The sequence below is a fragment of the Bartonella sp. AD24XZML genome (genome assembly GCF_042196485.1).
GTDB lineage: Bacteria > Pseudomonadota > Alphaproteobacteria > Rhizobiales > Rhizobiaceae > Bartonella.
In genome coordinates, this window is record NZ_JBHIQH010000084.1 from 61422 (window position 1) to 85157 (window position 23736).

Here is a 23736-nt window from a genome sequence, read left to right on the forward strand (position 1 = left end):
TGTTCTTAGTTTTGTTTGAGGATAAAAACCTTACCAATACAGTTTTCATGAGTTTGTTTAAAGGTAAGGAGTAACAAAATGGACAGCAAAAAGATGATCTCTAAAGACCCAAGACTTCATGCATTCAGAGATAATCTAGCAGATCAACGTCTTGAAACAGAAATTACAGCTCAGCGCTTTGTTCAAGGTGAAAAAAGACGTGTTAATACAGCGGTCGCTGGACTTTTTAAAGAAAATAGTAAAAAAAGTGAAAGACAAACAGAATGCTTATTGGGAGAAGAACTTCTCATTTTTGAACAAGGGGAAACATTGTCGTGGGGACAATCACTCAAAGATGGTTATGTCGGTTATATTGATACAAAAGTTCTTTGTACATCAACCATAAAACAAACCCATGTGGTTTCAGTACCACGCACATTTAAATATTTACACGCTGACTTACGTGGACCAATAGTATCCCCATTATCTATGGGAAGCAAAGTCAGTGTTGTTGATGAAATTGAAGTCCGTGACACAATGTATTCTATTCTTGAAAATGGAACAGCAATCATTACGAGCCATCTCAGCCCCATTGGACGCGTATATGAAGATTATGTCACAGTTGCAGAAACCTTTATCCGTACACCTTATCTTTGGGGTGGTGTCAGCGGTTTTGGAATTGATTGTTCGGGACTCATTCAGCTCTCTATGATGATGACTGATCAAATAGTTTTACGTGACACCGATATGCAGCAAAAAACTATAGGCAGTCCTCTTACAGATACTGATAAACTTCAACGAGGTGATTTAATTTTTTGGAAAGATCATGTTGCTATTATGGTCGATCACGCAAATATTATTCACGCAACTGGTTTTTCTATGGACGTTATGATTGAGCCATTGGAAAAAACAATTACGCGTATCGCTAAAAAAAATCAATATCCCATCGCAAAACGCCGTCCAATTCAAGAAACTTAATACATGCCTCCTATAAAAAGTTAATTGAATGTTTTTATTATACAATAGATTGATTTATAAGGATAACTATCCATCATTCGCTCTGCATCAAGCATTCTAAATATCGTAAAATTCTTTTATTTTAAATCTGTTTTTATGTTGAATCAATCAAAATCGCTTGCTTGTTCATCACAAGCGAAATTGATGTATAAGTAAAAATGATTACGAAAAGAAAAAATATCCCTTCTGAATGCTCTCAAATGCCAAGAGCTATCATAACTAACATTGGAACCAGCTTACTCCTTCATAAGCGTAAAGATAGTGGCGCTCAATAGATTTTATCTTATAAGGCTTTACCATTATACCATTCACGAGTGCCGACACGAAATAGGCTTATTGCGAGATATCTCTTTTAAACAACCCCGTAAATATGCAACACAATGGCATTCTATATTACGTAAGGGATATGCCCCTCTTAATCAAAAGCAACATTTTTTGAAATTTTTCCTATTATCGATATCTTATGAAATAAATACTCCTAATATCTCTCGATGCATCCAAAACAATCTCTCAATAATAATCGCGAAAAGTATAAATCCATTATCTACCACCATTTTTATGCTTATGAAGCGCGCAAAGGCATCATTATACACTTTGCCAATTCTCAATGTTGCGATAACCCTTGGCTATTGAAGAGTGTTCTTTCAGCACGTATTTTATTTATTTCTGTCTTAAATAATTTTATCCACATGACCCGCCCCGCTTGGAACGTGCAAAAGAATGGTTTTGATTAATTTAACATAAAACAGATTTGAAATGAGAAATTTTTTTATGACCCTAGACTTCCCCATGCAACATAAAAAAATTATAAATTATCATTATAACTCAATATATTGATTTATATTTAAACAATATTTCCTTCTTATAACACATTAAAGAAGGTGATTTTTCAATACCTGAACCAATGGTTTATCAGCATCAGGCATAGGGTATTTATCAAGATCATTAATAAAAATCCATTCTAAATTTTGCCCTTCTCGTCCTTGCGCAACGCCCTCATAATGGTCACAAAGATACAATGGCATTAAGAGATGAAATGTTTTATAGCTATGACTTGCAAATGTTAAAGGGTGTAAATTATTTGGTTGAACATAAATACCAAGCTCTTCCTCTAGTTCACGAATCAATGATGCTTCCGGAGTTTCACCTTGCTCAACCTTGCCACCAGGAAACTCCCATAAACCAGCCAGCGATTTTCCTTCAGGACGCTGTGTAAGCAAAACACGATTATTCTGATCTAACAGTGCGCATGCAACAACAAGAAGAATGGAACTTTTCATACACATATCACTCCCCAATAGGGAACATAAAGATAACTGATTTTTCTATCATATCCCCTCTGCTCCTAAAAGAGCTCACATACCCCATTTGCTCTGAAAAATAATAAACTGTTAAATATAAAGTGCATCCATTAACTTCTGTAATCGCTATTGATCATAACGTACTCTTTTGTTAAATCGCAAGACCAAACCGTCGCCGTGCTCTTACCCAAACCGATATCAACACGAATCGTGATGTGCTTACCTTGCATATAAGTACCTATTGTCTCTTCACAATACTCAGGATCTCGTACGCCATTCACGGCCACACGATGCTCACCAAACCAAATCGTCAATAGATCACGATCGACTTCAACACCGGCCTTCCCAACTGCCATAACGACCCGCCCCCAATTCGCATCTTCACCGGCAATAGCCGTTTTTACGAGCGGTGAATTTGCAATTGATAAAGCAATAGTTTTAGCTGCATTATTTGTTGTAGCACCCACCACATTAACCTCAATTAAATGACGAGCACCTTCACCATCACAAACAACTTGTAGTGCAAGTTCATGAAGAAGTGCACTCAATTGTTTCATAAAAACCCCATAACGCGGATCAGATTTACTTGTAAGACATGGAAAATGTTCTTTCCCTGTCGCAAACAACATAAGCGTATCTGAAGTTGAGGTATCGCTATCAACAGTAATTGAATTGAAAGAACCCTCAACTGCCTCTGATAACATGGATTGGAGTGCATCCGAAGAAATGGTAGCATCACTAACCACAAATGACAGCATTGTCGCCATATCGGGTGCAATCATACCAGCGCCTTTTGCAATTCCATTAATGGTAACACGCTCTCCCCCACAGTCAAAAGTGCGCGTCGCAAGTTTTGGAAATGTGTCCGTTGTCATTATGGCTTTTGCAGCTTCCAACCAATTTCCCTCTTCTGCTATCTCTGTCATACTTGGTAAAAGATTGACAATACCCGATGCATCCATTGGCTCACCAATAACGCCCGTAGAAGCTATAAAAATTTCATCTTCTCTAACCTTTAAAGCGTTCGCTGCTGCACAAATAATTGCATTGGCTGTGTGCTTTCCTTTACTTCCTGTAAAAGCATTTGCATTTCCAGAATTCACAACAACACCCCTCGCAACCCCATGAGGAAGCGATGCACGACAATGCTCTACAGGGGCAGATGGACATTTTGAACGAGTAAAAACACCGGCCACACTCACTGGCTTATCAAATATGATGAAAAGAAGATCTGTACGATCTTTATATTTAATCCCAGCTTTAGCTGTTGCTATCCGTACACCAAATAATGGAGAAAGCTCCTGGATCTTTTGAGGCGACAAAGGAGAAATTTTCAAAACCACAATATGCTTTCTATAAAAACAAATGAACCGATTGCGGATCAATAACCTCTCATAGAAAACTGCTAGGCTTTTTGAACAAAACTAACCTAGAAAATTATCTATTAAAGAGGCTATCCACCTATTTTTCCTAGCTATTCCGTATCTTCTTCATCAGATGTTTCATCGGGAAGTAGTGTCCCATTTTGATGAAGCGATTCCATGATTTTTGTAACATTAGGATCAGGGTATTTCACATCTATCTTGCTACGTAAATCAACAATTAGTTCTTGATAGCGCTTTTTTATCAGCTGTGTCCGCAACATCTCTTTAACATCATCAAATGCAGGCGGTTGTTTTACACGACGATCTTCTAATTTAATAATATGCCAACCAAAAGGACTTTCAACAGGTTGTTTAGTGTATTCGCCAACTTTCAAACCAAATGCAGCATCTTCAAAAGGCTTGACCATTTGACCATGGCTAAAATAACCAAGATCACCCCCAACGGCAGCAGAACCATCTGTTGAACTTTTCTTTGCAATCTCTTCAAAATTTTCGCCTTTATTTAAATGCTTAATGATAGCTTCTGCTTCTTTTCTCGTTTTGACCAAAATATGACGCGCTTTAACCTCATCCTCTTTAGGTAAAGCAGCAACTTCTTGCTTATAAAGAGCTTCCAAATCAGTATCCGATATTTTGTCAACAATCGCCTGTTTAAAATAAAGCTGTTGAAGAACATTGTCACGCATGACTGCCATACGTTTATCGTAAGCTTCTGTCTTATCAAGACCTTTGCTTCTTGCTGCTTTTGCAAGTGCCTGCATATCTAAATAAGCTTTTAGAACCATCATACGACGTTGTTCATCAGGAAAACGTGCTAAATTAGGATTTATTTCAAGTGCTAAATCATCCAATTGGCCTGCTGTAATATTTTTCCCATCAATAACCGCCATAACATGAGAAGGAGAAACGGCTTTTTCAGAAGCTTTCTCCAAAGTCTTTAAATCATTCGACGATGAATTCAAACCTTCTTGAGCTCTCACCCCTAAACTTGTACTTGCCAATAAAGTTGATGCTAAAAAAAGCGTGATAAAGTTAAATTTCATAAATATACTCCTTAAAAATGAAGGCAGGTTCAAGATTCCAATTTTCTTTAACATAACACTTTAATCTTTAAACATAGAGAAATAAATTAGTAATTTATTTTAAAAGTATAAAATTATCCTTTTATCTCAGTTTCTCCAATCCTATCTAATGCAGATGAAAAGCATGATAATAGAGAAAAATGACATATTGTATCTTAAATTACTTTGTATTGTATCAGTTAAATAGCATACTTAAAGTTGACATAAAGCGCTTAGCCTCTTATCTCTACTTTACAATTAGAGTGAAAAATTGCACACCAGCAAGTATAATGGTACCATCTGCATTTCATGATGTCTCCAATGATATCAGACAACCTGAAGGAAATGTAGAGTATGGGGAGAGCATATGAATTACCCAACAAGAGTGACAACAATTAAAAGAAAGGGCCAGAGATGGTCAGTTTAGGTGTTTTTGCCCGTAAGTTTTTTGGTTCAGCTCATGAGCGACATCTCAAAGCACTCCGCCAAAAAGTTGCACAAATTAATGCTTTGGAAGAACAATTCGTAAAATTAAGTGATGAGCAGCTTTGCCAAAAAACAGATGCCTTTCGTAAACGTCTTAGTGAAGGTGAAAGTGTTGATTTGCTCTTACCAGAAGCTTTCGCGACTGTTCGTGAAGCCGCAAAACGTGTTTATGACATGCGTCCTTTTGACGTGCAACTTATTGGTGGAATGGTCCTTCACGACTGTGGCATAGCTGAAATGCGTACTGGTGAAGGTAAAACATTAATGGCAACTCTACCAATTTATCTCAATGCATTGGAAGGTAAAGGCGTTCATGTTGTGACAGTAAACGATTATCTCGCCAGTCGTGATGCTGAAACAATGGGGAAAATTTTTAGTTTTCTAGGGCTTACAACAGGCGTGATTCTTCATGATCTTGATAGTGATGCCCGCCGAGAGGCCTATGCATGCGACATCACCTATGCCACAAATAATGAACTAGGTTTTGATTATTTGCGTGATAATATGGCCTTCGATCATAGTCAAATGGTCCAACGTGGACATCATTACGCAATTGTTGATGAAGTTGATTCGATTCTTATTGATGAAGCCCGTACCCCCCTTATTATTTCTGGTCCTCTAGAAGATCGTACTGACTTCTATAACCTTATTGATACATTTATTCCTGCCTTAACTCCAGAAGACTATGAAATAGACGAAAAACAAAAAACAACGACCTTTACCGAAGTTGGTACTGAAAAAATTGAAAAAATGCTCGAACAAGCTGGGCATCTTAAAGGTGAGAGTCTTTATGACATAGAAAATGTCGCTATCGTTCATCATGTCAATAATGCTCTAAAAGCTCATAAACTGTTTGCTCGCGATAAAGATTATATTGTTCGCAATGATGAAATCGTTATTATTGACGAATTTACAGGGCGAATGATGCCTGGGCGGCGTTATTCTGAAGGACTTCATCAAGCGTTAGAAGCTAAAGAGCATGTTGCTATTCAACCAGAAAACCAGACACTTGCTTCCATCACTTTCCAAAATTACTTCCGTATGTATAGAAAATTATCTGGCATGACTGGAACTGCAACAACAGAAGCCGAAGAATTCAGAAATATTTATGGTCTTGACGTTGTCGAAGTCCCTACAAATTTGCCAATACAACGTATTGATGAAGATGATGAGATTTATCGAACAGCAGAAGAGAAATATCGGGCAATTGTGCGTGATATCCGTCAAGCACACGAAAAAGAACAGCCTATTCTTGTTGGAACAACCTCTATTGAAAAATCAGAACAATTGGCAGAGCGTTTGCGAAAAGAAGGCATTACCGATTTTAGAGTCTTAAATGCTCGCTATCACGAACAAGAAGCATATATCATTGCGCAAGCAGGAGTTCCTAGAGCTCTCACCATTGCAACCAACATGGCAGGACGCGGTACGGATATACAGCTTGGTGGTAATGTTGAAATGCGCATCCGACAAGAGTTACAGGATATCCCCGAAGGTCCAGAGCGGACAGCTAAAATTGAAGAAATAAAAAAAGATGTTCAGAAGCTTAAAGAAAAAGCTTTAGCGGCTGGAGGGCTTTACGTTATCGCTACTGAACGTCATGAAAGCCGTCGTATTGATAACCAGCTTCGTGGACGTTCTGGTCGCCAAGGCGATCCTGGTCGCTCAAAATTCTTTCTCTCTCTTCAAGATGATCTTATGCGTATCTTTGGCTCTAACCGTATGGATGGTATGCTGCAAAAACTTGGATTGAAAGAAAATGAAGCTATTATCCATCCATGGATTAATAAAGCCCTTGAAAAAGCGCAAAAAAAGGTCGAAGCACGAAACTTTGAAATTCGTAAAAATCTGCTAAAATATGATGATGTCATGAATGATCAACGCAAGGTTATTTTTGAACAGCGTATGGAGGTCATGAACGCAGATGATTTATCAGAAATGATCCTTGAAATGCGCAATGAAGTCGTAGAGGATCTCGTAGAGGCTTATATTCCATCAGGAACATATTCTGAAAAATGGGATACAAAAACTCTCGAAGAAGAGCTTCAACAACTCTTTAATCTTGAGCTTCCAGTGGAAGAATGGGCAAAAGAAGATGGAATTGCCGAGGAGCAAATTCTAGAGCGTGTATCAGATGCTGTTACAAAACTTGAAAATGAGCGTACTGAACGATATTCTCCAGAAGTTATGGCTTATTTTCACAAAGCAGTATTGCTCGAAACTATTGACACGTTATGGCGTGAACATCTGGTGAGTTTAGACCATTTGCGTTCTGTTGTTGGGTTTCGTGGTTATGCGCAGCGGGATCCGCTCAATGAATATAAGACAGAATCATTTGAACTCTTTCAAAGTATGTTGAAAAATTTGCGCCGAATTGTCACTTCTAAGCTTATGCGCTTTGAAATCATTCAACACCCCACAGAACCGACCATGCCTGAGCAAACTGATGCTGCTTCTTCTGTCTTTAATGATCAAAGTCAAGAAAATGCTCCCACCTTATGGGCACGATCACAAGAAAATAGATTTGTTAATCCACAAGATCGTGACCCTAACGATATAACCACATGGGGAAAAGTTGGACGTAATGAGCGTTGTCCTTGCGGTTCAGAAAAAAAATACAAACACTGTCATGGAGCCTTTGTTTGAAAAGCAAATTATGCAAATGAATAAAAAGCGAAATTATGAGCAAGAATTGCGCACAGCTGGTTTAAGAGTAACACGTCAACGACGAGTTATTCTTGATATTTTGACTGATACAAATGATCATCCTAATGCATTTGAAATTTTTCAGCGTGCAAACAAAATAGATTCGAATATTTCACTCTCAACTGTTTATCGAACCATGAAAATATTAGAAGGAAATGGAACAATTCATCGCCATAGCTTTAGTGGTGGTCCATCTCGTTTTGAGCAAGCAGATGGGCAACATCATGATCATCTCATTGATATAGAAACAGGACAAGTTATCGAGTTTCATTCTGATGTTATTGAAAAGCTGCAAGAGGAAATTGCAAAATCCCTTGGCTATGATATTATTCATCACCGCCTTGAACTTTACGGAAAAAAAAACTCTTAAAAAAGTAATCATATATCATTAGATAAAATACCTCAGGCAAATCAAATTTTATAAAAATTTACCTTTAAAATATAATAGTTTTCATTGGCAAAAAAAAAGAATTGCTTTATTACCCCTCTTTGTATGATGCTATACGGTAATTCATTGCCAATATTATAACAAAAAATCATTGCAACAAAATATTATAAAAATTGTATTATGAAAAATTAGGCCAATATTATCATGGTTTCTTTGCCACAAGATCGTATGAGACAGCTTGAAAAACGCTTTGAAATAATTGAAAGCCAAATGACGACGAATCCAAATGCTGAAACATATGTCAAATTAGCTTCTGAATATGCAGAACTACAACCCGTTATTACCTCTATACGCGCATTAAATGCTCTTTACGAAGAGATTACAGAATTAGAAACGATTATCAACGATAAACAAACAGATATAGAGATGCGTAATCTTGCTCAAGAAGAGCTACCATCGTTATATAAAAAAGTGGAGCAATTTGAAAAAGAACTCCAAATTCTGTTATTGCCTAAAGATGTTGCTGATGAAAAAAACGCTATTGTTGAAATTCGAGCAGGAACGGGTGGCTCAGAAGCAGCACTTTTTTCCGGTGATCTTTTCCGCATGTATGAACGTTATGCCCATGCTCACCATTGGAAAGTAGAAGTTATTTCACTTAGTGAGGGGGAAGTTGGCGGATATAAAGAGATTATTGCTACCATTTCAGGAAAAGGTGTCTTTTCTAAATTGAAATATGAATCGGGGGTTCATCGTGTGCAACGCATCCCTGAAACAGAGACAGGTGGGCGTATCCATACATCTGCTGCTACCGTTGCTGTGCTTCCAGAAGCTGAAGATATTGATATTGATATTCGTCCTGAAGATATTCGTATCGACACAATGCGTGCATCCGGAGCAGGAGGACAGCATGTTAATACAACGGATTCAGCTGTTCGTATCACGCATATTCCAACAGGAATTATGGTCGTACAAGCAGAAAAATCACAACATCAGAACCGAGCACGAGCCCTTCAAATTTTACGGGCACGCTTATTCGATATCGAACGACAAAAAGCGGAAAGTGAACGTTCAGCTTCTCGTAAAAGCCAAGTTGGTTCTGGTGATCGCTCAGAACGTATTCGTACCTATAATTTTCCACAAGGACGTGTCACGGATCACCGTATTAATTTAACCTTGTATAAGCTTGATCGCATTCTAGAGGGAGATCTTGATGAGCTTCTTCATGCACTCATCTCAGATCATCAAACAACACTGCTAATGGAAATGGATAATAATTGAGCAAATATTCTTTCAAGAATGTTATCCAACAAATGCAAGAAAAATTGCGCACGAAAGGGATTGCTGAAGCCGATCTCGATGCGAAAATACTCGTTGAATGGATAACAGGAATAAATGCTGCTGAAAGAATTTCTAAACCAGATATGCATCTATCTTCTGAGCATATTATACAAATAGAACAGGCTTTACAACGGCGTATTGCAGGCGAACCCGTTTACCGTATTATAGGAGCACGAGAATTTTATGGTATATCTTTTACATTGTCTCAAGAGACGTTAGAACCTCGTCCTGATACAGAAACGCTGATAGATCTTGTTCTCCCTTTTCTCCAAAAACAGGTCGAAAATTCGAGAAGAACAACATTCCTTGATATGGGAACAGGAAGTGGCGCCATTGCTATTGCACTCCTTAAACAAATTCCCCAATCCTATGCGGTGGCAGTCGATATTTCTGAAGATGCCCTTAAAACAGCGAAAAAAAATGCAAAAAATGCTGAAGTAGCACACCGCTTCACACCTCTTCTTAGCGACTGGTTTGATTCTGTCACAGATCGCTTTGATTTTATTGTTTCCAATCCACCTTATATTCCCGCAAAAGATATCAAAAAACTTGCAAAAGAAGTGCGCTTACATGACCCATTGCGCGCTCTGATAGGAGGGGAAGATGGACTTGATTTTTATCGAAAACTCGCCCATGAAGCAGCCAATTACTTAAAAGAAAACGGCTATGTCGCTGTTGAAATTGGTTTCTCTCAAGAAAATGAAGCCTGCAATTTGTTTGAAAAAAATGGTTTTCAATGTTTAGAAGTGCGCAAAGATCTAAGTGGAATACCCCGCGCACTTCTATTTGCATGCAAACATTAAAATTCCCAATCATCATCCGTAGTAGCAACAGCCTTGCCAATGACATAAGAAGAACCTGCTCCTGAAAAAAAGTCATGATTTTCGTCAGAGTTTGGTGATAAAGCTGCCAAAATAGCGGGATTAACACGACAAACCTCAGGGGGGAAAAGAGCTTCAAAACCTAAATTCATTAAAGCCTTGTTAGCATTATAATGAAGAAAAATTTTAACATCTTCTGTCAATCCAAGCGCATCATAAAGATCTTCAGTATATTTGCACTCGATGTTATAAAGATCAAAGAGCAGGTTAAAAGCAAAATCTTTAATTTCTTGTCTTTTGGCTTCATCAAGCTTTGCAAAGCCCAACTGGAATTTATAACCTATATAATAACCATGGACTGCTTCATCACGAATGATTAGTCGAATGAGGTCTGCTGTATTGGTCAACTTAGCGCGACTGGCCCAATACATAGGCAAATAAAAACCAGAATAAAATAAAAAGCTTTCCAGCAAAGTCGAAGCAATTTTTTTCTTAAGTGGATCATTTGCTTCATAACGCTCAAGTACTAATCTAGCCTTTTTCTGCAAATGAATATTTTCTTCTGACCATCTAAACGCATCATCAACTTCTACCGTCGAACAAAGGGTTGAAAAAATAGAGGAATAAGAACGTGCATGAACAGCTTCCATAAAAGCAATATTCGTCAAAACTGCCTCCTCATGCTCTGTTATCGCATCAGCCAGAAGCGAAATGGCTCCTACAGTGTTTTGAATTGTATCGAGAAGCGTTAGTCCTGTAAAAACACGAATCGTTAGCTTGCGTTCTTCATCCGTTAAGCTTGACCATGAAGGAATGTCATTGGAAAGTGGAACCTTCTCAGGTAACCAAAAATTCCCAGTTAAGCGGTTCCATACTTCAAGATCTTTCTCATCATGTAATCTATTCCAATTAACAGCGCACACAACAGGATTTTTGGTTGTAATCTTTGTCATATGATGATCTCCTATAAACTGCACGAAACACAGCCATCAACTTCTGTTCCACTTAATGCTACTTGCCGTAATCGTACATAGTAAATACTCTTGATACCCTTTTTCCAAGCATAAATTTGTGCGCGGTTAATATCACGTGTCGTCGCTGTATCAGGAAAAAATAATGTTAATGAAAGACCTTGATCAACATGCTGTGTTGCAGCAGCATAGGTATCTATAATTTTTTCAGGACCAATCTCATAAGCATCTTGGTAAAAATTCAAATTCGTATTATCCATATAAGGAGCAGGATAATAAACGCGCCCAATTTTTCCCTCTTTGCGAATTTCAATTTTTGAAGCAATTGGATGAATGGAAGAAGTGGCATGATTAATATAGGAAATAGATCCCGTAGGTGGAACTGCCTGCAAATTGCGGTTATAAAGCCCATACTCAATAACTAATTTTTTGAGTTCCTGCCAATCCTTTTGATCTGGAATAACAATATTATTCCGTGCAAAAAGCTCTTGCACAAGTGGAAATTGCGGTTTCCATTCTTTTTCAATATATTTTTCAAAAAAACGTCCATCTGCATAAGCTGATTTTTCAAACCCCGCAAACATTTCTTGACGTTCGTGCGCAATTAAATTGGAAGCCCGTATGGCGTGATATGTCACAATATAAAAATAGATATTGGTAAAATCAATCGCTTCTGGAGACCCATAATAGATCTGCTCACGCGCTAGAAACCCATGCAAATTCATTTGTCCCAAACCAATCGCATGACTTTCAGCATTGCCTTTCGCAATGGAAGGCACACAAGCAATATTGCTCATATCCGAAACAGCAGTCAGAGCACGAACAGCAGATTCCACGGTCTGTCCAAAATCAGGACTTTCCATTGCTTTGGCAATATTCATGGATCCAAGATTACAGGATATATCACTTCCAATCGTGCGATAAGTTAAATCTGTCTCCAGTTCACTCGCCTCACTCACCTGCAAAATTTCTGAACATAAATTGCTCATACTTATGCGCCCAGCTATCGGATTCGATCGATTAGCAGTATCCTCAAATAAAATATAGGGATAACCCGACTCGAATTGAATTTCCGCTAATGTCTGGAAAAAAACGCGTGCACTTATTTTCTTTTTACGAATCTTTGCATTATCAACAAAAGAACGATAATGCTCCGTTAAAGAAATATCGCTAAAGGGCTTACCTGTCACACGCTCGATGTCATACGATGAGAAGAGATACATATCCTCATTATTCCGTGCAAGCTCAAAAGTAATATCAGGAATAACGACACCAAGCGAAAGCGTTTTGATTCTAACTTTTTCATCAGCATTTTCACGCTTTGTATCCAAAAACTTCATAATATCTAAATGATGAGCATGCAAATAAACAGCTCCAGCCCCCTGTCGTGCCCCAAGCTGATTGGCGTAAGAAAAAGAATCTTCCAAGAGTTTCATCACCGGTAAAACACCTGAGGACTGATTTTCTATTTGCTTAATTGGTGCCCCAGCTTCCCGCAAATTCGTTAAACAAAGCGCTACACCTCCACCACGTTTTGAAAGCTGCAAAGCCGAATTAACCGAACGACCTATCGATTCCATATTATCTTCAACACGTAGCAAAAAACACGAAACCAATTCACCTCGTTGTTTTTTCCCAGCATTTAAAAATGTCGGTGTTGCCGGTTGAAAACGTCCTGTAATAATTTCATCCACAAAACTTTCAGCAAGAGCTTTATTCCCTTGTGCCAAATATAAAGCTACAAGACAGACGCGATCTTCATAACGTTCAAGATAACGTTTCCCATCAAAAGTCTTCAGTGTATAGCTGGTATAATACTTAAATGCGCCTAAAAAGGTAGGAAAACGAAACTTAAATGCATAAGCACGTTTAAAAAGCTTTTTAATAAAAGAAAAATCATAAAGCTCAAATAAAGCTTTTTCATAATAACCTTCTTCTATTAAGTAATCTATTTTTTCCTTCAGGTTATGAAAAAAAACTGTATTTTGATTAACATGCTGAAGAAAATATTGCCGCGCAGCAAGCCGATCCATATCAAATTGAATATGACCATTTTCATCATAAAGATTAAGCATTGCATTCAACGCATGATAATCAGTAATCTGATCCGATTTCTGCGATTGTCCTATGCTAATTGTTTCCAAAATCTTTCCAATCCCTTTTTTACATAAATAACGTCTTCATCAGTTCCACGCAGCTCAAAACGATAAAGGCAAGGTACACAACATTTTTCAGCAATAATTTTACTTGCTAAATTATAATAGCGACCAAAATTACGATTCCCACCGCCAATAACACCACAAATTAATTTTCGGTTCTCAGCTTCATTAAGAAACTGGACAACGGCTTTCGGCACGGCCCCTCTTCCTTCACCATCTGCATATGTAGGAACAACCAATACATAAGGTTCACCAACCAATGCAGAAGGCTTTCTTTTATCAATTTTGAAGAGTCGTTGACCAAGCTGCGAGACAAAATGTTCTGTATTACCCGTTGCACTCGAATAATAAACAATAAGCCCCATTAAGCACAAAGACCACTAATCATATCTGGTCTAAAACCAGACCAATGATTTTCACCACAAACAACGACAGGAACCTGACGATACCCCAGAGATTGAACAAAACTGTATGCTTGTTCATCACAGGAAATATCAACAACACGATAATGAATGCCTTTTGCATCAAAAGCGCGGCGTGTAGCATCACATTGGACACAAGATGGTTTGCTATAAATAGTGATCGACATTTTCTTCAACTTTCACAATTCCAAACAATCAACCTGAAAGGTCAATCTAATAATTTTATAGGTACTCAAGAATAACAAAAAACAGAAATTGTACGCAAAACATGTGATTATTTTCAAATAATACACAGCTTCCTGAACATAACAGAATTCCTCATCAAATAACTTCAAAAACTATGATGAGAATAAGCGATTATTCTACAACTTAAATGGCAAAGCCCCCTAGTTATAAAACAATCTTTTGCTTGCATTACAATTCCCTCCTGCTGTCTAAAAAACTAATGTTCTAAACTACCGTTTTTCAAGAGCTCTGTTTGCTCTTTTACGGCAAAAATCAATTACAAAAACGAAAGGAAATCCTTCCAAAAGAGACCCTTCAGTAAAAATACTGCTATACCTTTGGCCAATAAACTCTTTACAATAATGGAAATAACTTAGATACCAAACGAAACACACTAACACCCTCTCTTGTGCTTATTTAGAATCACCAATCATTTTGATACTATATATAGTATATACTCTCTCTCTTTCGTCAAGGTGAATTCAATTATTATTTTTAATTTTCCACGATCTTCCCACTAAAATTTTCAGTACTCAAAACTATGTAATAATATAACATTTTGTTGACAAACGTTATATTATTACATAGTTTCCAAAATAATAAGCAACGATGGTAAAAAATATGGATCTGCACTTCAATAAGACAACATTAGGCTATAGGAATAGAATAGCAATAAAGAACTTTTCAGCAAAATTAAAAGCTGGTTCATTGGTTGCAATAACAGGTGATAATGGCGCTGGAAAATCGACACTGCTAAAAGCTATCGCCGGATTGATTAAACCTCTTAAAGGAAAAATTACAAAACCAAAAAAAAGCCGCATTGCTTATCTTGCTCAGCAATGTAATATAGATCAAACATTTCCAATTGATGTGAAAACGCTTGTAAAAACAGGATTGTGGTCTTTTTGTGGATTATGGAAGAATCAGCGCCCTTATGATTCTAAGATTCAAAATGCTCTTAAAATGGTTGGGCTTACAGAACTCGCACCCCGTTCGCTTGAAACATTATCAGGCGGGCAATTGCAACGCGCTCTTTTTGCACGTATCATTATACAAGATGCCAATATTATTTTACTTGATGAACCTTTCAATGGTGTAGATCATAATACCCAAAAAGACCTTCTTGCACTGATCACATACTGGCAACAGCAAGGACGCACAATTCTCACAGCACTCCATAATCCTCTCATCGTGCAAGAATTTTTCCCCCAAATGATTCAAATTGATCAACAAAACGCCTTTTATGGAGAAACAACACAGTTTTTAAACAACACCATTCATCACGTTATGCCACCTCTCACATCCAATTCTTTCCCTATTAGCGCACAAAAACAAAATCTTCCCATCAATGATCCTCTCTTTCTTACTTAGGTATAAGACGTGTATGCATTTTTTCTTGCCCCCTTTGTTGATTTCCAATTTATGCAAAACGCCCTTATCGGTTCTATTTTTCTGTCTATTAGCGCTTGTCCTGTTGGTGTGTTTTTGATGCTCCGTGGAATGAGCTTGACAGGAGATGCTATTTCTCATGCCATTCTTCCTGGTGTTGCAACTGCTTTTCTGATTTGTGGTTTTTCCCTCATATCTATGACACTTGGTGGCATCTTCGCTGGTCTTATTGTTGCTTTAGCAACCATTTTGATTTCACGAAACAGCTTTCAGAAAGAAGATGCATCCATGACCGTCTTTTATCTTATTGCACTCGCGGCAGGTGTTATTATTATCTCACTGAAAGACTCAACAATTGAGCTGCTTCATCTCTTATTCGGATCGGTTCTTGCACTTGATGCACAAGCCCTTTGGTTAATCGCTACTATAATGCTGATTACACTATGCAGCCTTTGTATTTTTTGGCGTGCACTCGTTTTAGAAAGCTTTGACCCCCTCTTTTTTAAATCACTCTCTCCATTGAGTAAATATATTCATATTTCATTGCTTGGACTTGTGGTGTTGAATCTGGTTGGAGGCTTTCAATCACTAGGAACATTACTTTCCGTTGGTATTATGATGATTCCAGCCATTACAGCCCGTTTTTGGTTTTCACGGCTAGGCCCTATTTGCGCGCTTTCCACTCTTTTTGGAATCATTTCTAGCGTATGTGGTCTCCTGCTTTCTTTTCATCTTTCACTTCCCTCCGGCCCTGCTATCATCATTGCCGCAGGATTTATTTATCTCGTTTCCTGTTTGATAAGTCCACGTGGCTTTATTGTAACATGGTTTCCCCACCTCTTTTATACCTCCTCACTTTAAGGAAAAAAATGTGCCTAAGTTTGCTCAAAAATTTGTTCTTCTTGGAGCCTTATTGCTTGCCCTTTCTCCATTTTCTGCTTCTGCATACAATAAAATCAAAGTTGTTGCGAGCTTTTCTATTCTCGCAGATCTCGTAAAAAATGTAGGAGACCACCATATCTCTATGACTACTTTTGTAGGTCCAAATGCGAATACCCACACTTATGAACCTACCCCCCATGATGCTCAAGCGCTTAGAAATGCTCAAATTATTTTCATCAACGGGCTTCATTTAGAAGGATTCATTGATCGCCTCATTACAGCAAGCGGTACAAAAGCACTTCTTGTCGAAGTTAGCGCTAACATTCCCTCTCTCAAAATGAAAAATCAAGAACATAATGCCCATCACCACCATAGCGTTATTGATCCACACGCTTGGCAAACAATTCCCAATGCCAAAATCTATGTGAAAAATATCGCTGCTGCTTTTTGTAAAATCGATCCACAATCCTGCACCAGCTACAAAAAAAATGCCGAAACCTACATCCAAAAACTTAAAATAGCACAAGATACCCTGAAAACAAAAATTGCTACCATTCCTAAAGATAAACGTATCATTATCACATCTCATGATGCCTTTGGCTATTTTGCCAAGGAATATGGTTTTACTATCCTTGCCCCTCAAAGTGCTTCAACAGAAACTGAAGCAACCGCAGCCGATGTTGCTAAACTTATAAAACAAATTAAAGCGAATAAAGCAACTGCCCTATTCGTTGAAAATATCTCTAATCCCCGTCTCATAAAACAGATTGCAAAAGAAACAGGTTTAACAATTGGTGGAACACTTTATTCTGATGCATTGTCAAACAAAAATGGCCCTGCTGCAACTTATCTCGATATGATGGAACATAATGTGAATACCATCATTGACGCTATCACAAAACATTAAAATCTTCTATAAAAGAGATAAAAAAGAGTTCATAAAATCGTAGGTCTATGATTATGTTACTAATGATGCTCCAACAGCTATAATTGATAACATTGATATGAAATAAAGTTACTTTTACAGAGAAATTTATACTCTATAGATTCTAAGATAGATAAAGTAAGTGGATTTATTGCCTCATGGTGCCCAAACTGTCAGCAATAGCATTCTATTTTTCAATGCTTCTTTTACAATAACTCTCGACACTTGAAACGATTCATAAGAAGAATTTGGTGTCTTTTTCTTAAAGTATTTTTATCTATCCAACTTCATTTATAACATGCAAGTAGAATTAGTGTATGAATACAAACCACTTGAAGAAAAAATGCCTCTTATGAAGAGTCTCAACACAATAATTGTTGCAATGTTGGAGACTGAAAGAGAGTATGATGATGGCCCCAGCTTGCATTTTTATAAGCATAAAGATGGCGATACACAATGGATTTTATGTTATACTACTTATAAACGACTGCGTGAACAAATAGTTGGAACAACCTTGCAAGATATTTTTTAAAAAAAGTGCGTAAATTGGCAACCCAATAGCCTTCTGTTTAGGTATTCTGTTTTGTATGAGAGATGCAATTCTATTCAAAGAACGTAAAAAAATGTGTTCGGCAATGCTTAATCGCCATTATGTAAGAGACACTGGCTCAGATGTTTTTGAAAATTGCAATACTAAATTAAAAGATGATGCTAAAGACAGAATCTATTTTTTATCTTGATGCTTTCATATTTCCCCCTAAATTAAGCTGTCTCCTCATTTTAAAAATTACACAAGCAGATAAGCTTATTCTACTCTGGCATACAAAACTGAATACAGCACTGAACCGTCTTCATATTTGTCTCAAACATACTGCTGTATAAAGTTTAGGTTGATTTATAAGCAACAAAAAAGCACGCGCTTTATAAGAAAGTAATATCATAAAACCATTAATAGACTGGCAATATATTGAAAAAAATATACCAGCTTTTATAAAATGCTTTTTAAAACAATAATATAACTGTCTTGGTCTCTGCTGATTCTTATAGGTGCTTGCATCGATCCCTTATGTTATATTCATAAAGATCTGTTTGAGGATGATCTATAGGCAATTTTTAACTCAAGAATATAGAAAAGATCGATGAGATGTTACAGATGTGTTTCATCTGCTTTTATCGTTAAAAGTAATGAAAATTCTAAAACAAGTACGCCTTCTATCTCTCAGTGATTTTTTTGCAACTTATCAGATACCCTCGCTGAGAATTGCATAGTGATTTACATGAGAAAAAATAAAGCGCGCTTAGGTTTCTCTCTAATTTATGTGATTGATAGAAAAAACAAATGCTTCTTATAGGAGCTCTGAAACCATTTTAGATCATATGGCCAGCGGTAAAATAGAACGCGCCTATTCTTGTACAGACTATTTAAAACAACGTCGTATTTTGTGGATCAAATAGACTTCTTATGTTAGGGGTCGAAGCTAAGATATGGGGCGTATCCTCCCTTATCTGTGACTCATTTTTTTCTCTATTCCTCTCATTTGCTTTTTAAAGATAAATAAATCATTATATCAAAAAACATATGATAATATATTGTTTTTTATAATAAAATTATAAATGAGTAAAAATATGGTTAATAAAGATTTATTTTATATTGATATTTTTTTATAATGAAAGTGATATTCTTCTTACAGACCGTGAAAATGCAAAATTTCTTCATATAAATGTTTTGACATTCTCAGCGCCATGGGACAATGGATCATTACCAAAACTGTTAAAATTTTGTTTTTAATCCCATCGGTTACAACCTAAGTTTGTAAATGTAATCGAGAAAGTCAAAACACAACATTATCGTGACGCAGCATAAAAGAGAGTCGTATCACATCAAGTAATGCTTACTTATTATTTGTGCGCTTTCCTGTGTTTTTATTAAAAGTATGAAAACTCTGATGAGCAACTGTGAAACTTAGTTTTTGACCATAGTCTTGTGTCAAGCGTTCTTTTATTTCAATCGTAAAGATGATACCATTCCAACGCGTTAAAACATGGCAACCTGTTCCAATAAGCTTGATAAGCTCAATTTTTGTGTGAAAGACAGGGCCTTTATCTGGATGTTCGCCCAATAAGATTATTTCAGGTCTGAATGCTAAAAGATCAGTTTCTTCGCCATAAGAAAATGAATGCCCTAAATGTTGTTCTAAGACATGGCGATCAAGAAAATTCATAGGAGGAGAACCAATAAAATCAGCAACAAATGTTGTTGCTGGAGTATCGTAAATTTCCATTGGTGTTCCAATTTGCTCGATAGCTCCTTTATTCAAAACGACTATTCTATCAGCTAATGTCATAGCTTCTAGTTGATCATGGGTAACATAGAGGCTCGTTGTTCCTAATGAACGCTGTAGTGTTTTTATTTCAATACACATTTGCGCCCGTAATTTTGCATCAAGATTTGAAAGAGGTTCATCAAAGAGAAAAACACGGGGTTGACGTACAATCACACGCCCCATTGCAACACGCTGACGTTGTCCTCCTGATAATTGTCGTGGTTTACGATCAAGAAATGGTTCTATCTCCAAAAGCTTTGCAGCATGTGCGATACGTTTTTTAATTTCTTCTTTAGGAGTTTTACGATTTTTAAGACCATATTCTAAGTTTCCACGAACTGTCATATGGGGATAAAGGGCATAATTTTGAAAAACCATAGCGATATCACGATCAGCTGGTTCACGATCATTGATACATTCGTTATCAATGCATAATTCACCTGAAGTAACTTGTTCAAGTCCTGCTATAATACGTAATAAGGTCGATTTTCCACACCCTGAAGGACCGACAAGAACAAGAAGTTCTTTATCGGCAACAGTTAAGTTTAAATCATCAATGACCAGAATGCCGTTGTCATACTGTTTTTTTATATTTGATAACTGGATTATGGCCACAATTACTTCTCCGTTTCAATAAGGCCTTTGATAAAAAGCCGCTGCATGAAGATAACAACAAGAACAGGGGGAACCATGGCAACAACCGATACTGCCATGAGTATATTCCATTGAGGATCATGTTGAAGTGATTCGACAATAAGCTGTTTTAAAATAATAAGGATCGTTTGATGATTTTGATCCGTTGTGATGATAAGAGGCCAGAGATATTGTATCCATCCATAAATGAACATAATGATAAATAAAGCAGCGATATTGCTTTTACTAAGAGGAAGAAGAATATCCTTAAAAAATTTAACTGGACCTGCACCATCAACACGTGCCGCCTCTAAGAGTTCATCTGGAACAGTCAAAAAAAACTGGCGAAATAAAAATGTAGCGGTTGCAGATGCAATAAGTGGAATAATCATCCCACTATAGGTGTTGACCATCCCCAATTTTGCAACAATCTCATAGGTTGGAAGAATACGAACTTCGACAGGGAGCATCAATGTAATAAAAATAAGAACAAAAGCAGTTTTTCGGAAGGGAAAGCGCATGTAAATAATTGCATAAGCAGACAAAAGTGAAATAATAATTTTTCCAATACTAATCCCAAGAGCCATAATGAATGAATTCATTAAGAGTGGCCAAAGGTTAGGCAAACCCAGCTGTGCAAGGCCATCACCAAAGATTGTTTTATAATTTTCCAGAGCATATTTCCCGGGCAAAAGAGGAAGTGTTCCTGAGTTAAATGCTGCTGAACTATGAGTTGATGCAATGATAGCAACATAAACTGGAAAGCAAATAATGATAATACCAACAATGAGAGTAATATGGGTTAGAAATTTCAAAACAGGGCGATTTTCAACCATAATTTGTTTCCTAATATTGTACACGGCGCTCAATCCAGCGAAACTGGATAAACGTTAAGACAATAACCATCAACATCAATATTGTTGATTGTGCTGCTGATGCACCGATTATTTGATTTCTAAAGCCATCGTCATATACTTTATAGACGAGGATGCTCGTTGTACGCGCTGGACCTCCAGAAGTTGTATTATCAATAATACCAAAAGTATCAAACATAACATAATTGACATTGACAATGAGAAGGAAAAACGTCGTTGGTGAAATTTGCGGGAAAACCACTGTCCAAAATCGTTTAAAGGGACCAGCACCATCAATGGCGGCTGCTTCTATTTGAGAACGCGGAACAGACTGAAGACCTGTAAGAAAAAAGAGAAAATTGTAAGAAATTTGTTTCCAAGTAGCCGCAATGACAATAAGAATCATTGCTTGAGTACCATTAATACGATAATTCCATAGCACCCCTATTTTCTCGAGAAGAAAAGGGATAATTCCGATGGTGGGATGAAAGATAAACAGCCACAATATACCTGCCAATACTGGAGCAACAGCATAGGGCCAGAGCAAAAGCATTGTATAAGCCTTTTTTGCACGGATGACACGATCAACACAGATAGCTAAGAGAAGTGATATTGTCATTGAAGCGACAGTAACTGAGATGGAAAATACTGCGGTTGTAAGAAGCGATTGCCGATAAGTAGAATCAGAAAGAACAGTTAGATAATTCTCAAAACCAATAAAGGTTGTTGTAAAGCCAAAAGGGTCTTCACGCTCAAAAGATGATTTTATTGCTTGAGCAGCAGGCCAAAAGAAAAACAAAAAAGTCACAAGAAGCTGAGGAAAAAGCAGTCCGTAAGAAAGTAGACTATTTTTAAAATATGCATGTTTTTCTTGCATTCGTAGGGCTCTTTAAATGTAGAGACTTTAAAAAGATAAACAAAAAGGACTCAACCGTTTTTGTTGAGTCTTTAATGTTTAACAATAAAACGAAATTAATGATTAGATCTTTCAAATTCACGCAAGAGTTTATTTCCACGTTCAACGGTCTCATCTAAACCATCTTTCGGCGTTTTTGAACCACTAAGAACAGCTTCCAACTCTTGATCAAGAATGGCACGAATTTGTGGTAAATTACCAAATCTTATCCCTTTTGAGTTAACTGTTGGTGGATTAAGATTAATCTGTTTTATAGCTATATCCGCACCTGGCGTTTTTTCATAGAAATGTTGTTTTTTGCTCAATTCATAAGTTGCTTTTGTAGTTGGAAGATAACCTGTTTCCTGATGCCATTTTGCTTGATTTTCTGTTTTTGAAAGAAATTTAAGAAAAGCGGCTGCCCCTGCATATTCCTTTGGAGTATGGCCCTTAAACGCCCAAATAGAAGCTCCCCCAATAACTGAATTTTGTGGTGTTCCTTCTGTATCCTTATAGTACGGTAGCATACCAACCCCCACATTAAACTGAGCTTCAGAAACAATTCCAGCATGTGATCCTGAAGATTGCATAAAAATTGCACAATTTTGTGCCATAAACATTGGTGTTGAATCTAATGCACCTGCTGGACCACCATAACGGAAAATACCTTGATCAGACCACTTTTTCAGGTCAGTCCACATACGCACTTGTAAAGGTCCATTAAATGTAAGTTCTGAATCAAGTCCTTTAAAGCCATTTTCCTTCGTTCCAAAAGGAACATTATGCAACGCTGAAAAATTTTCTATACCAATCCATTGAGCGGCATAAGCCATTGTAAAACCACAAGTTGCCGCTTTAGTCTCAAGAATTTTCTTGGAAAAGTTTTCTATATCTTGCCACGTTCTAGGAGGCTGTTCTGGATCAAGCCCTGCTTTTTTAAAGATATCTTTGTTATAATAAAGGATGGGTGTTGAAATATTAAATGGCATGGAGACGATACGTCCCTGTTCATCCGAGTAATAACCACTAATAGCAGGAAAATAATCTGTAGGATCAAATTCTTGTTTTGTATCAGCCATAAGTTGATAAAATGGGTAGATTGCGCCTTTTGCAGCCATCATAGTTCCAGTACCAACGTCATAAATTTGAGCAAGTACTGGCTGTTTCTTTCCACGAAATGCTGCAATGAGTGAAATCAATCCCTCTTCATATTCACCGCGAAATGAAGAAACAACTTTATACTCAGATTGACTTGCATTAAAATCGTTAATGAGACTTTCAGTTTGCTTTCCTAATTCACCACTCATAGAATGCCAAAAGCTGATTTTTGTCTGTGCAAAACTTTCTGTCATCCCCGCTGTGGACATTATGATAGCAACCGTGGCCGCTATGGAAAGATAAAAACGACTCATGCTTCACCCTTTCTGAAGTGATGGAATACAAACTACCCCTAAATTTATAGTATTACACATGAACATGCTATGACAGTTTTATTTCAGAAACATATTCCCTCATTTAAACAGGAACCACCTAAAGGTCAAATGAATTTGTTTAAATTTATTTATTTTCTTT

Annotated in this window: 20 protein-coding genes; 9 read left to right on the forward strand and 11 right to left on the reverse strand. The window is 37.1% G+C overall.

Going from position 1 to position 23736, the window contains the following annotated elements:
- Positions 1-93 precede the first annotated feature (93 nt).
- A complete protein-coding gene (locus ACFIMX_RS08330; protein WP_375694320.1) occupies positions 94-957 on the forward strand; it encodes an NlpC/P60 family protein in 864 nt (287 codons plus the stop codon).
- A 911-nt stretch (positions 958-1868) separates the two neighbouring features.
- Here ACFIMX_RS08330 and mutT read toward each other — a convergent pair.
- The 3 genes from mutT to ACFIMX_RS08345 all read right to left on the reverse strand — a co-directional run bounded on the left by mutT (position 1869) and on the right by ACFIMX_RS08345 (position 4725).
- Positions 1869-2282 carry an 8-oxo-dGTP diphosphatase MutT gene (mutT, locus tag ACFIMX_RS08335; protein WP_375694314.1) on the reverse strand — a complete coding sequence of 138 codons (414 nt, stop codon included), beginning with the start codon at positions 2280-2282 and terminating at the stop codon, positions 1869-1871.
- Between the two features lie 125 nt (positions 2283-2407).
- Positions 2408-3640: a bifunctional glutamate N-acetyltransferase/amino-acid acetyltransferase ArgJ gene (argJ, locus tag ACFIMX_RS08340; protein ID WP_375694315.1), complete on the reverse strand. Its 1233-nt coding sequence runs from the start codon at positions 3638-3640 to the stop codon at positions 2408-2410.
- Between the two features lie 131 nt (positions 3641-3771).
- Entirely contained in the window at positions 3772-4725 is a 954-nt protein-coding gene (locus tag ACFIMX_RS08345; RefSeq protein WP_375640257.1) for a peptidylprolyl isomerase, read from the reverse strand.
- A gap of 432 nt (positions 4726-5157) precedes the next feature.
- Between ACFIMX_RS08345 and secA the strand changes: the two genes are divergently transcribed.
- From secA to prmC, 4 genes are all read left to right on the forward strand, one after another.
- Complete coding sequence (secA, locus tag ACFIMX_RS08350; protein WP_375640258.1) at positions 5158-7875, forward strand: preprotein translocase subunit SecA; 2718 nt, start codon at positions 5158-5160, stop codon at positions 7873-7875.
- A complete protein-coding gene (locus tag ACFIMX_RS08355) occupies positions 7814-8305 on the forward strand; it encodes a Fur family transcriptional regulator (protein WP_375618055.1) in 492 nt (163 codons plus the stop codon). Before secA ends, ACFIMX_RS08355 begins: the two co-directional genes overlap by 62 nt.
- A gap of 222 nt (positions 8306-8527) precedes the next feature.
- Complete coding sequence (prfA, locus tag ACFIMX_RS08360) at positions 8528-9604, forward strand: peptide chain release factor 1 (protein WP_375618056.1); 1077 nt, start codon at positions 8528-8530, stop codon at positions 9602-9604.
- Positions 9601-10467, forward strand: coding sequence for a peptide chain release factor N(5)-glutamine methyltransferase (gene prmC, locus ACFIMX_RS08365; RefSeq protein ID WP_375618057.1), 867 nt, complete (start codon positions 9601-9603; stop codon positions 10465-10467). Before prfA ends, prmC begins: the two co-directional genes overlap by 4 nt.
- On the opposite strand, the gene nrdF is transcribed toward prmC, so the two are convergent.
- The 4 genes from nrdF to nrdH are packed head-to-tail and all read right to left on the reverse strand — an operon-like array spanning position 10464 to position 14204.
- Positions 10464-11438: a class 1b ribonucleoside-diphosphate reductase subunit beta gene (nrdF, locus tag ACFIMX_RS08370; RefSeq protein WP_273722534.1), complete on the reverse strand. Its 975-nt coding sequence runs from the start codon at positions 11436-11438 to the stop codon at positions 10464-10466. The genes prmC and nrdF overlap by 4 nt on opposite strands.
- 11 nt (positions 11439-11449) lie before the next feature.
- Positions 11450-13600, reverse strand: coding sequence for a class 1b ribonucleoside-diphosphate reductase subunit alpha (nrdE, locus tag ACFIMX_RS08375; protein WP_375618058.1), 2151 nt, complete (start codon positions 13598-13600; stop codon positions 11450-11452).
- Positions 13582-13980 carry a class Ib ribonucleoside-diphosphate reductase assembly flavoprotein NrdI gene (nrdI, locus tag ACFIMX_RS08380; RefSeq protein WP_375618059.1) on the reverse strand — a complete coding sequence of 133 codons (399 nt, stop codon included), beginning with the start codon at positions 13978-13980 and terminating at the stop codon, positions 13582-13584. Before nrdI ends, nrdE begins: the two co-directional genes overlap by 19 nt.
- On the reverse strand, positions 13980-14204 hold the full coding sequence (nrdH, locus tag ACFIMX_RS08385) for a glutaredoxin-like protein NrdH (protein ID WP_005774163.1): 225 nt from the start codon (positions 14202-14204) through the stop codon (positions 13980-13982). The genes nrdI and nrdH overlap by 1 nt, the downstream gene beginning before the upstream one ends.
- Before the next feature lie 679 nt (positions 14205-14883).
- Between nrdH and ACFIMX_RS08390 the strand changes: the two genes are divergently transcribed.
- The 4 genes from ACFIMX_RS08390 (at position 14884) to ACFIMX_RS08405 (ending at position 17990) form a co-directional block, all read left to right on the forward strand.
- Positions 14884-15633 carry an ABC transporter ATP-binding protein gene (locus ACFIMX_RS08390; RefSeq protein WP_375618060.1) on the forward strand — a complete coding sequence of 250 codons (750 nt, stop codon included), beginning with the start codon at positions 14884-14886 and terminating at the stop codon, positions 15631-15633.
- Between the two features lie 9 nt (positions 15634-15642).
- The gene (locus ACFIMX_RS08395) at positions 15643-16512 is read left to right on the forward strand and encodes a metal ABC transporter permease (RefSeq protein ID WP_375631086.1); all 870 of its coding nucleotides are present in this window, start codon (positions 15643-15645) and stop codon (positions 16510-16512) included.
- A gap of 10 nt (positions 16513-16522) precedes the next feature.
- Positions 16523-17440: a metal ABC transporter solute-binding protein, Zn/Mn family gene (locus ACFIMX_RS08400; protein WP_375618062.1), complete on the forward strand. Its 918-nt coding sequence runs from the start codon at positions 16523-16525 to the stop codon at positions 17438-17440.
- Between the two features lie 316 nt (positions 17441-17756).
- Complete coding sequence (locus ACFIMX_RS08405; protein WP_375694316.1) at positions 17757-17990, forward strand: hypothetical protein; 234 nt, start codon at positions 17757-17759, stop codon at positions 17988-17990.
- A 1360-nt stretch (positions 17991-19350) separates the two neighbouring features.
- Here ACFIMX_RS08405 and ACFIMX_RS08410 read toward each other — a convergent pair.
- From ACFIMX_RS08410 to ugpB, 4 genes are all read right to left on the reverse strand, one after another.
- Positions 19351-20397, reverse strand: a complete 1047-nt coding sequence (locus ACFIMX_RS08410) for a sn-glycerol-3-phosphate import ATP-binding protein UgpC (protein WP_375618064.1) — start codon at positions 20395-20397, stop codon at positions 19351-19353.
- A 2-nt stretch (positions 20398-20399) separates the two neighbouring features.
- Positions 20400-21251, reverse strand: a complete 852-nt coding sequence (ugpE, locus tag ACFIMX_RS08415) for a sn-glycerol-3-phosphate ABC transporter permease UgpE (protein WP_375618065.1) — start codon at positions 21249-21251, stop codon at positions 20400-20402.
- A 10-nt stretch (positions 21252-21261) separates the two neighbouring features.
- Positions 21262-22146 (reverse strand): sn-glycerol-3-phosphate ABC transporter permease UgpA, encoded by an 885-nt coding sequence (gene ugpA / locus ACFIMX_RS08420; RefSeq protein WP_375618066.1) that lies wholly within the window; start codon positions 22144-22146, stop codon positions 21262-21264.
- 95 nt (positions 22147-22241) lie between these two features.
- Positions 22242-23576: a sn-glycerol-3-phosphate ABC transporter substrate-binding protein UgpB gene (gene ugpB / locus ACFIMX_RS08425; RefSeq protein WP_375640267.1), complete on the reverse strand. Its 1335-nt coding sequence runs from the start codon at positions 23574-23576 to the stop codon at positions 22242-22244.
- Positions 23577-23736 lie beyond the last annotated feature (160 nt).

Excerpts from the sequence above, each read along its gene's own strand:
- ACFIMX_RS08330 (WP_375694320.1), top strand. The coding sequence starts at position 94 with ATGATCTCTAAAGACCCAAGACTTCATGCATTCAGAGATAATCTAGCA.
- mutT (WP_375694314.1), bottom strand. The coding sequence starts at position 2,282 with ATGTGTATGAAAAGTTCCATTCTTCTTGTTGTTGCATGCGCACTGTTA.
- ACFIMX_RS08345 (WP_375640257.1), bottom strand. The coding sequence starts at position 4,725 with ATGAAATTTAACTTTATCACGCTTTTTTTAGCATCAACTTTATTGGCA.
- secA (WP_375640258.1), top strand. The coding sequence starts at position 5,158 with ATGGTCAGTTTAGGTGTTTTTGCCCGTAAGTTTTTTGGTTCAGCTCAT.
- ACFIMX_RS08355 (WP_375618055.1), top strand. The coding sequence starts at position 7,814 with ATGAGCGTTGTCCTTGCGGTTCAGAAAAAAAATACAAACACTGTCATG.
- prfA (WP_375618056.1), top strand. The coding sequence starts at position 8,528 with ATGGTTTCTTTGCCACAAGATCGTATGAGACAGCTTGAAAAACGCTTT.
- nrdF (WP_273722534.1), bottom strand. The coding sequence starts at position 11,438 with ATGACAAAGATTACAACCAAAAATCCTGTTGTGTGCGCTGTTAATTGG.
- nrdI (WP_375618059.1), bottom strand. The coding sequence starts at position 13,980 with ATGGGGCTTATTGTTTATTATTCGAGTGCAACGGGTAATACAGAACAT.
- nrdH (WP_005774163.1), bottom strand. The coding sequence starts at position 14,204 with ATGTCGATCACTATTTATAGCAAACCATCTTGTGTCCAATGTGATGCT.
- ACFIMX_RS08390 (WP_375618060.1), top strand. The coding sequence starts at position 14,884 with ATGGATCTGCACTTCAATAAGACAACATTAGGCTATAGGAATAGAATA.
- ACFIMX_RS08405 (WP_375694316.1), top strand. The coding sequence starts at position 17,757 with ATGCAAGTAGAATTAGTGTATGAATACAAACCACTTGAAGAAAAAATG.
- ugpE (WP_375618065.1), bottom strand. The coding sequence starts at position 21,251 with ATGGTTGAAAATCGCCCTGTTTTGAAATTTCTAACCCATATTACTCTC.
- ugpA (WP_375618066.1), bottom strand. The coding sequence starts at position 22,146 with ATGCAAGAAAAACATGCATATTTTAAAAATAGTCTACTTTCTTACGGA.
- ugpB (WP_375640267.1), bottom strand. The coding sequence starts at position 23,576 with ATGAGTCGTTTTTATCTTTCCATAGCGGCCACGGTTGCTATCATAATG.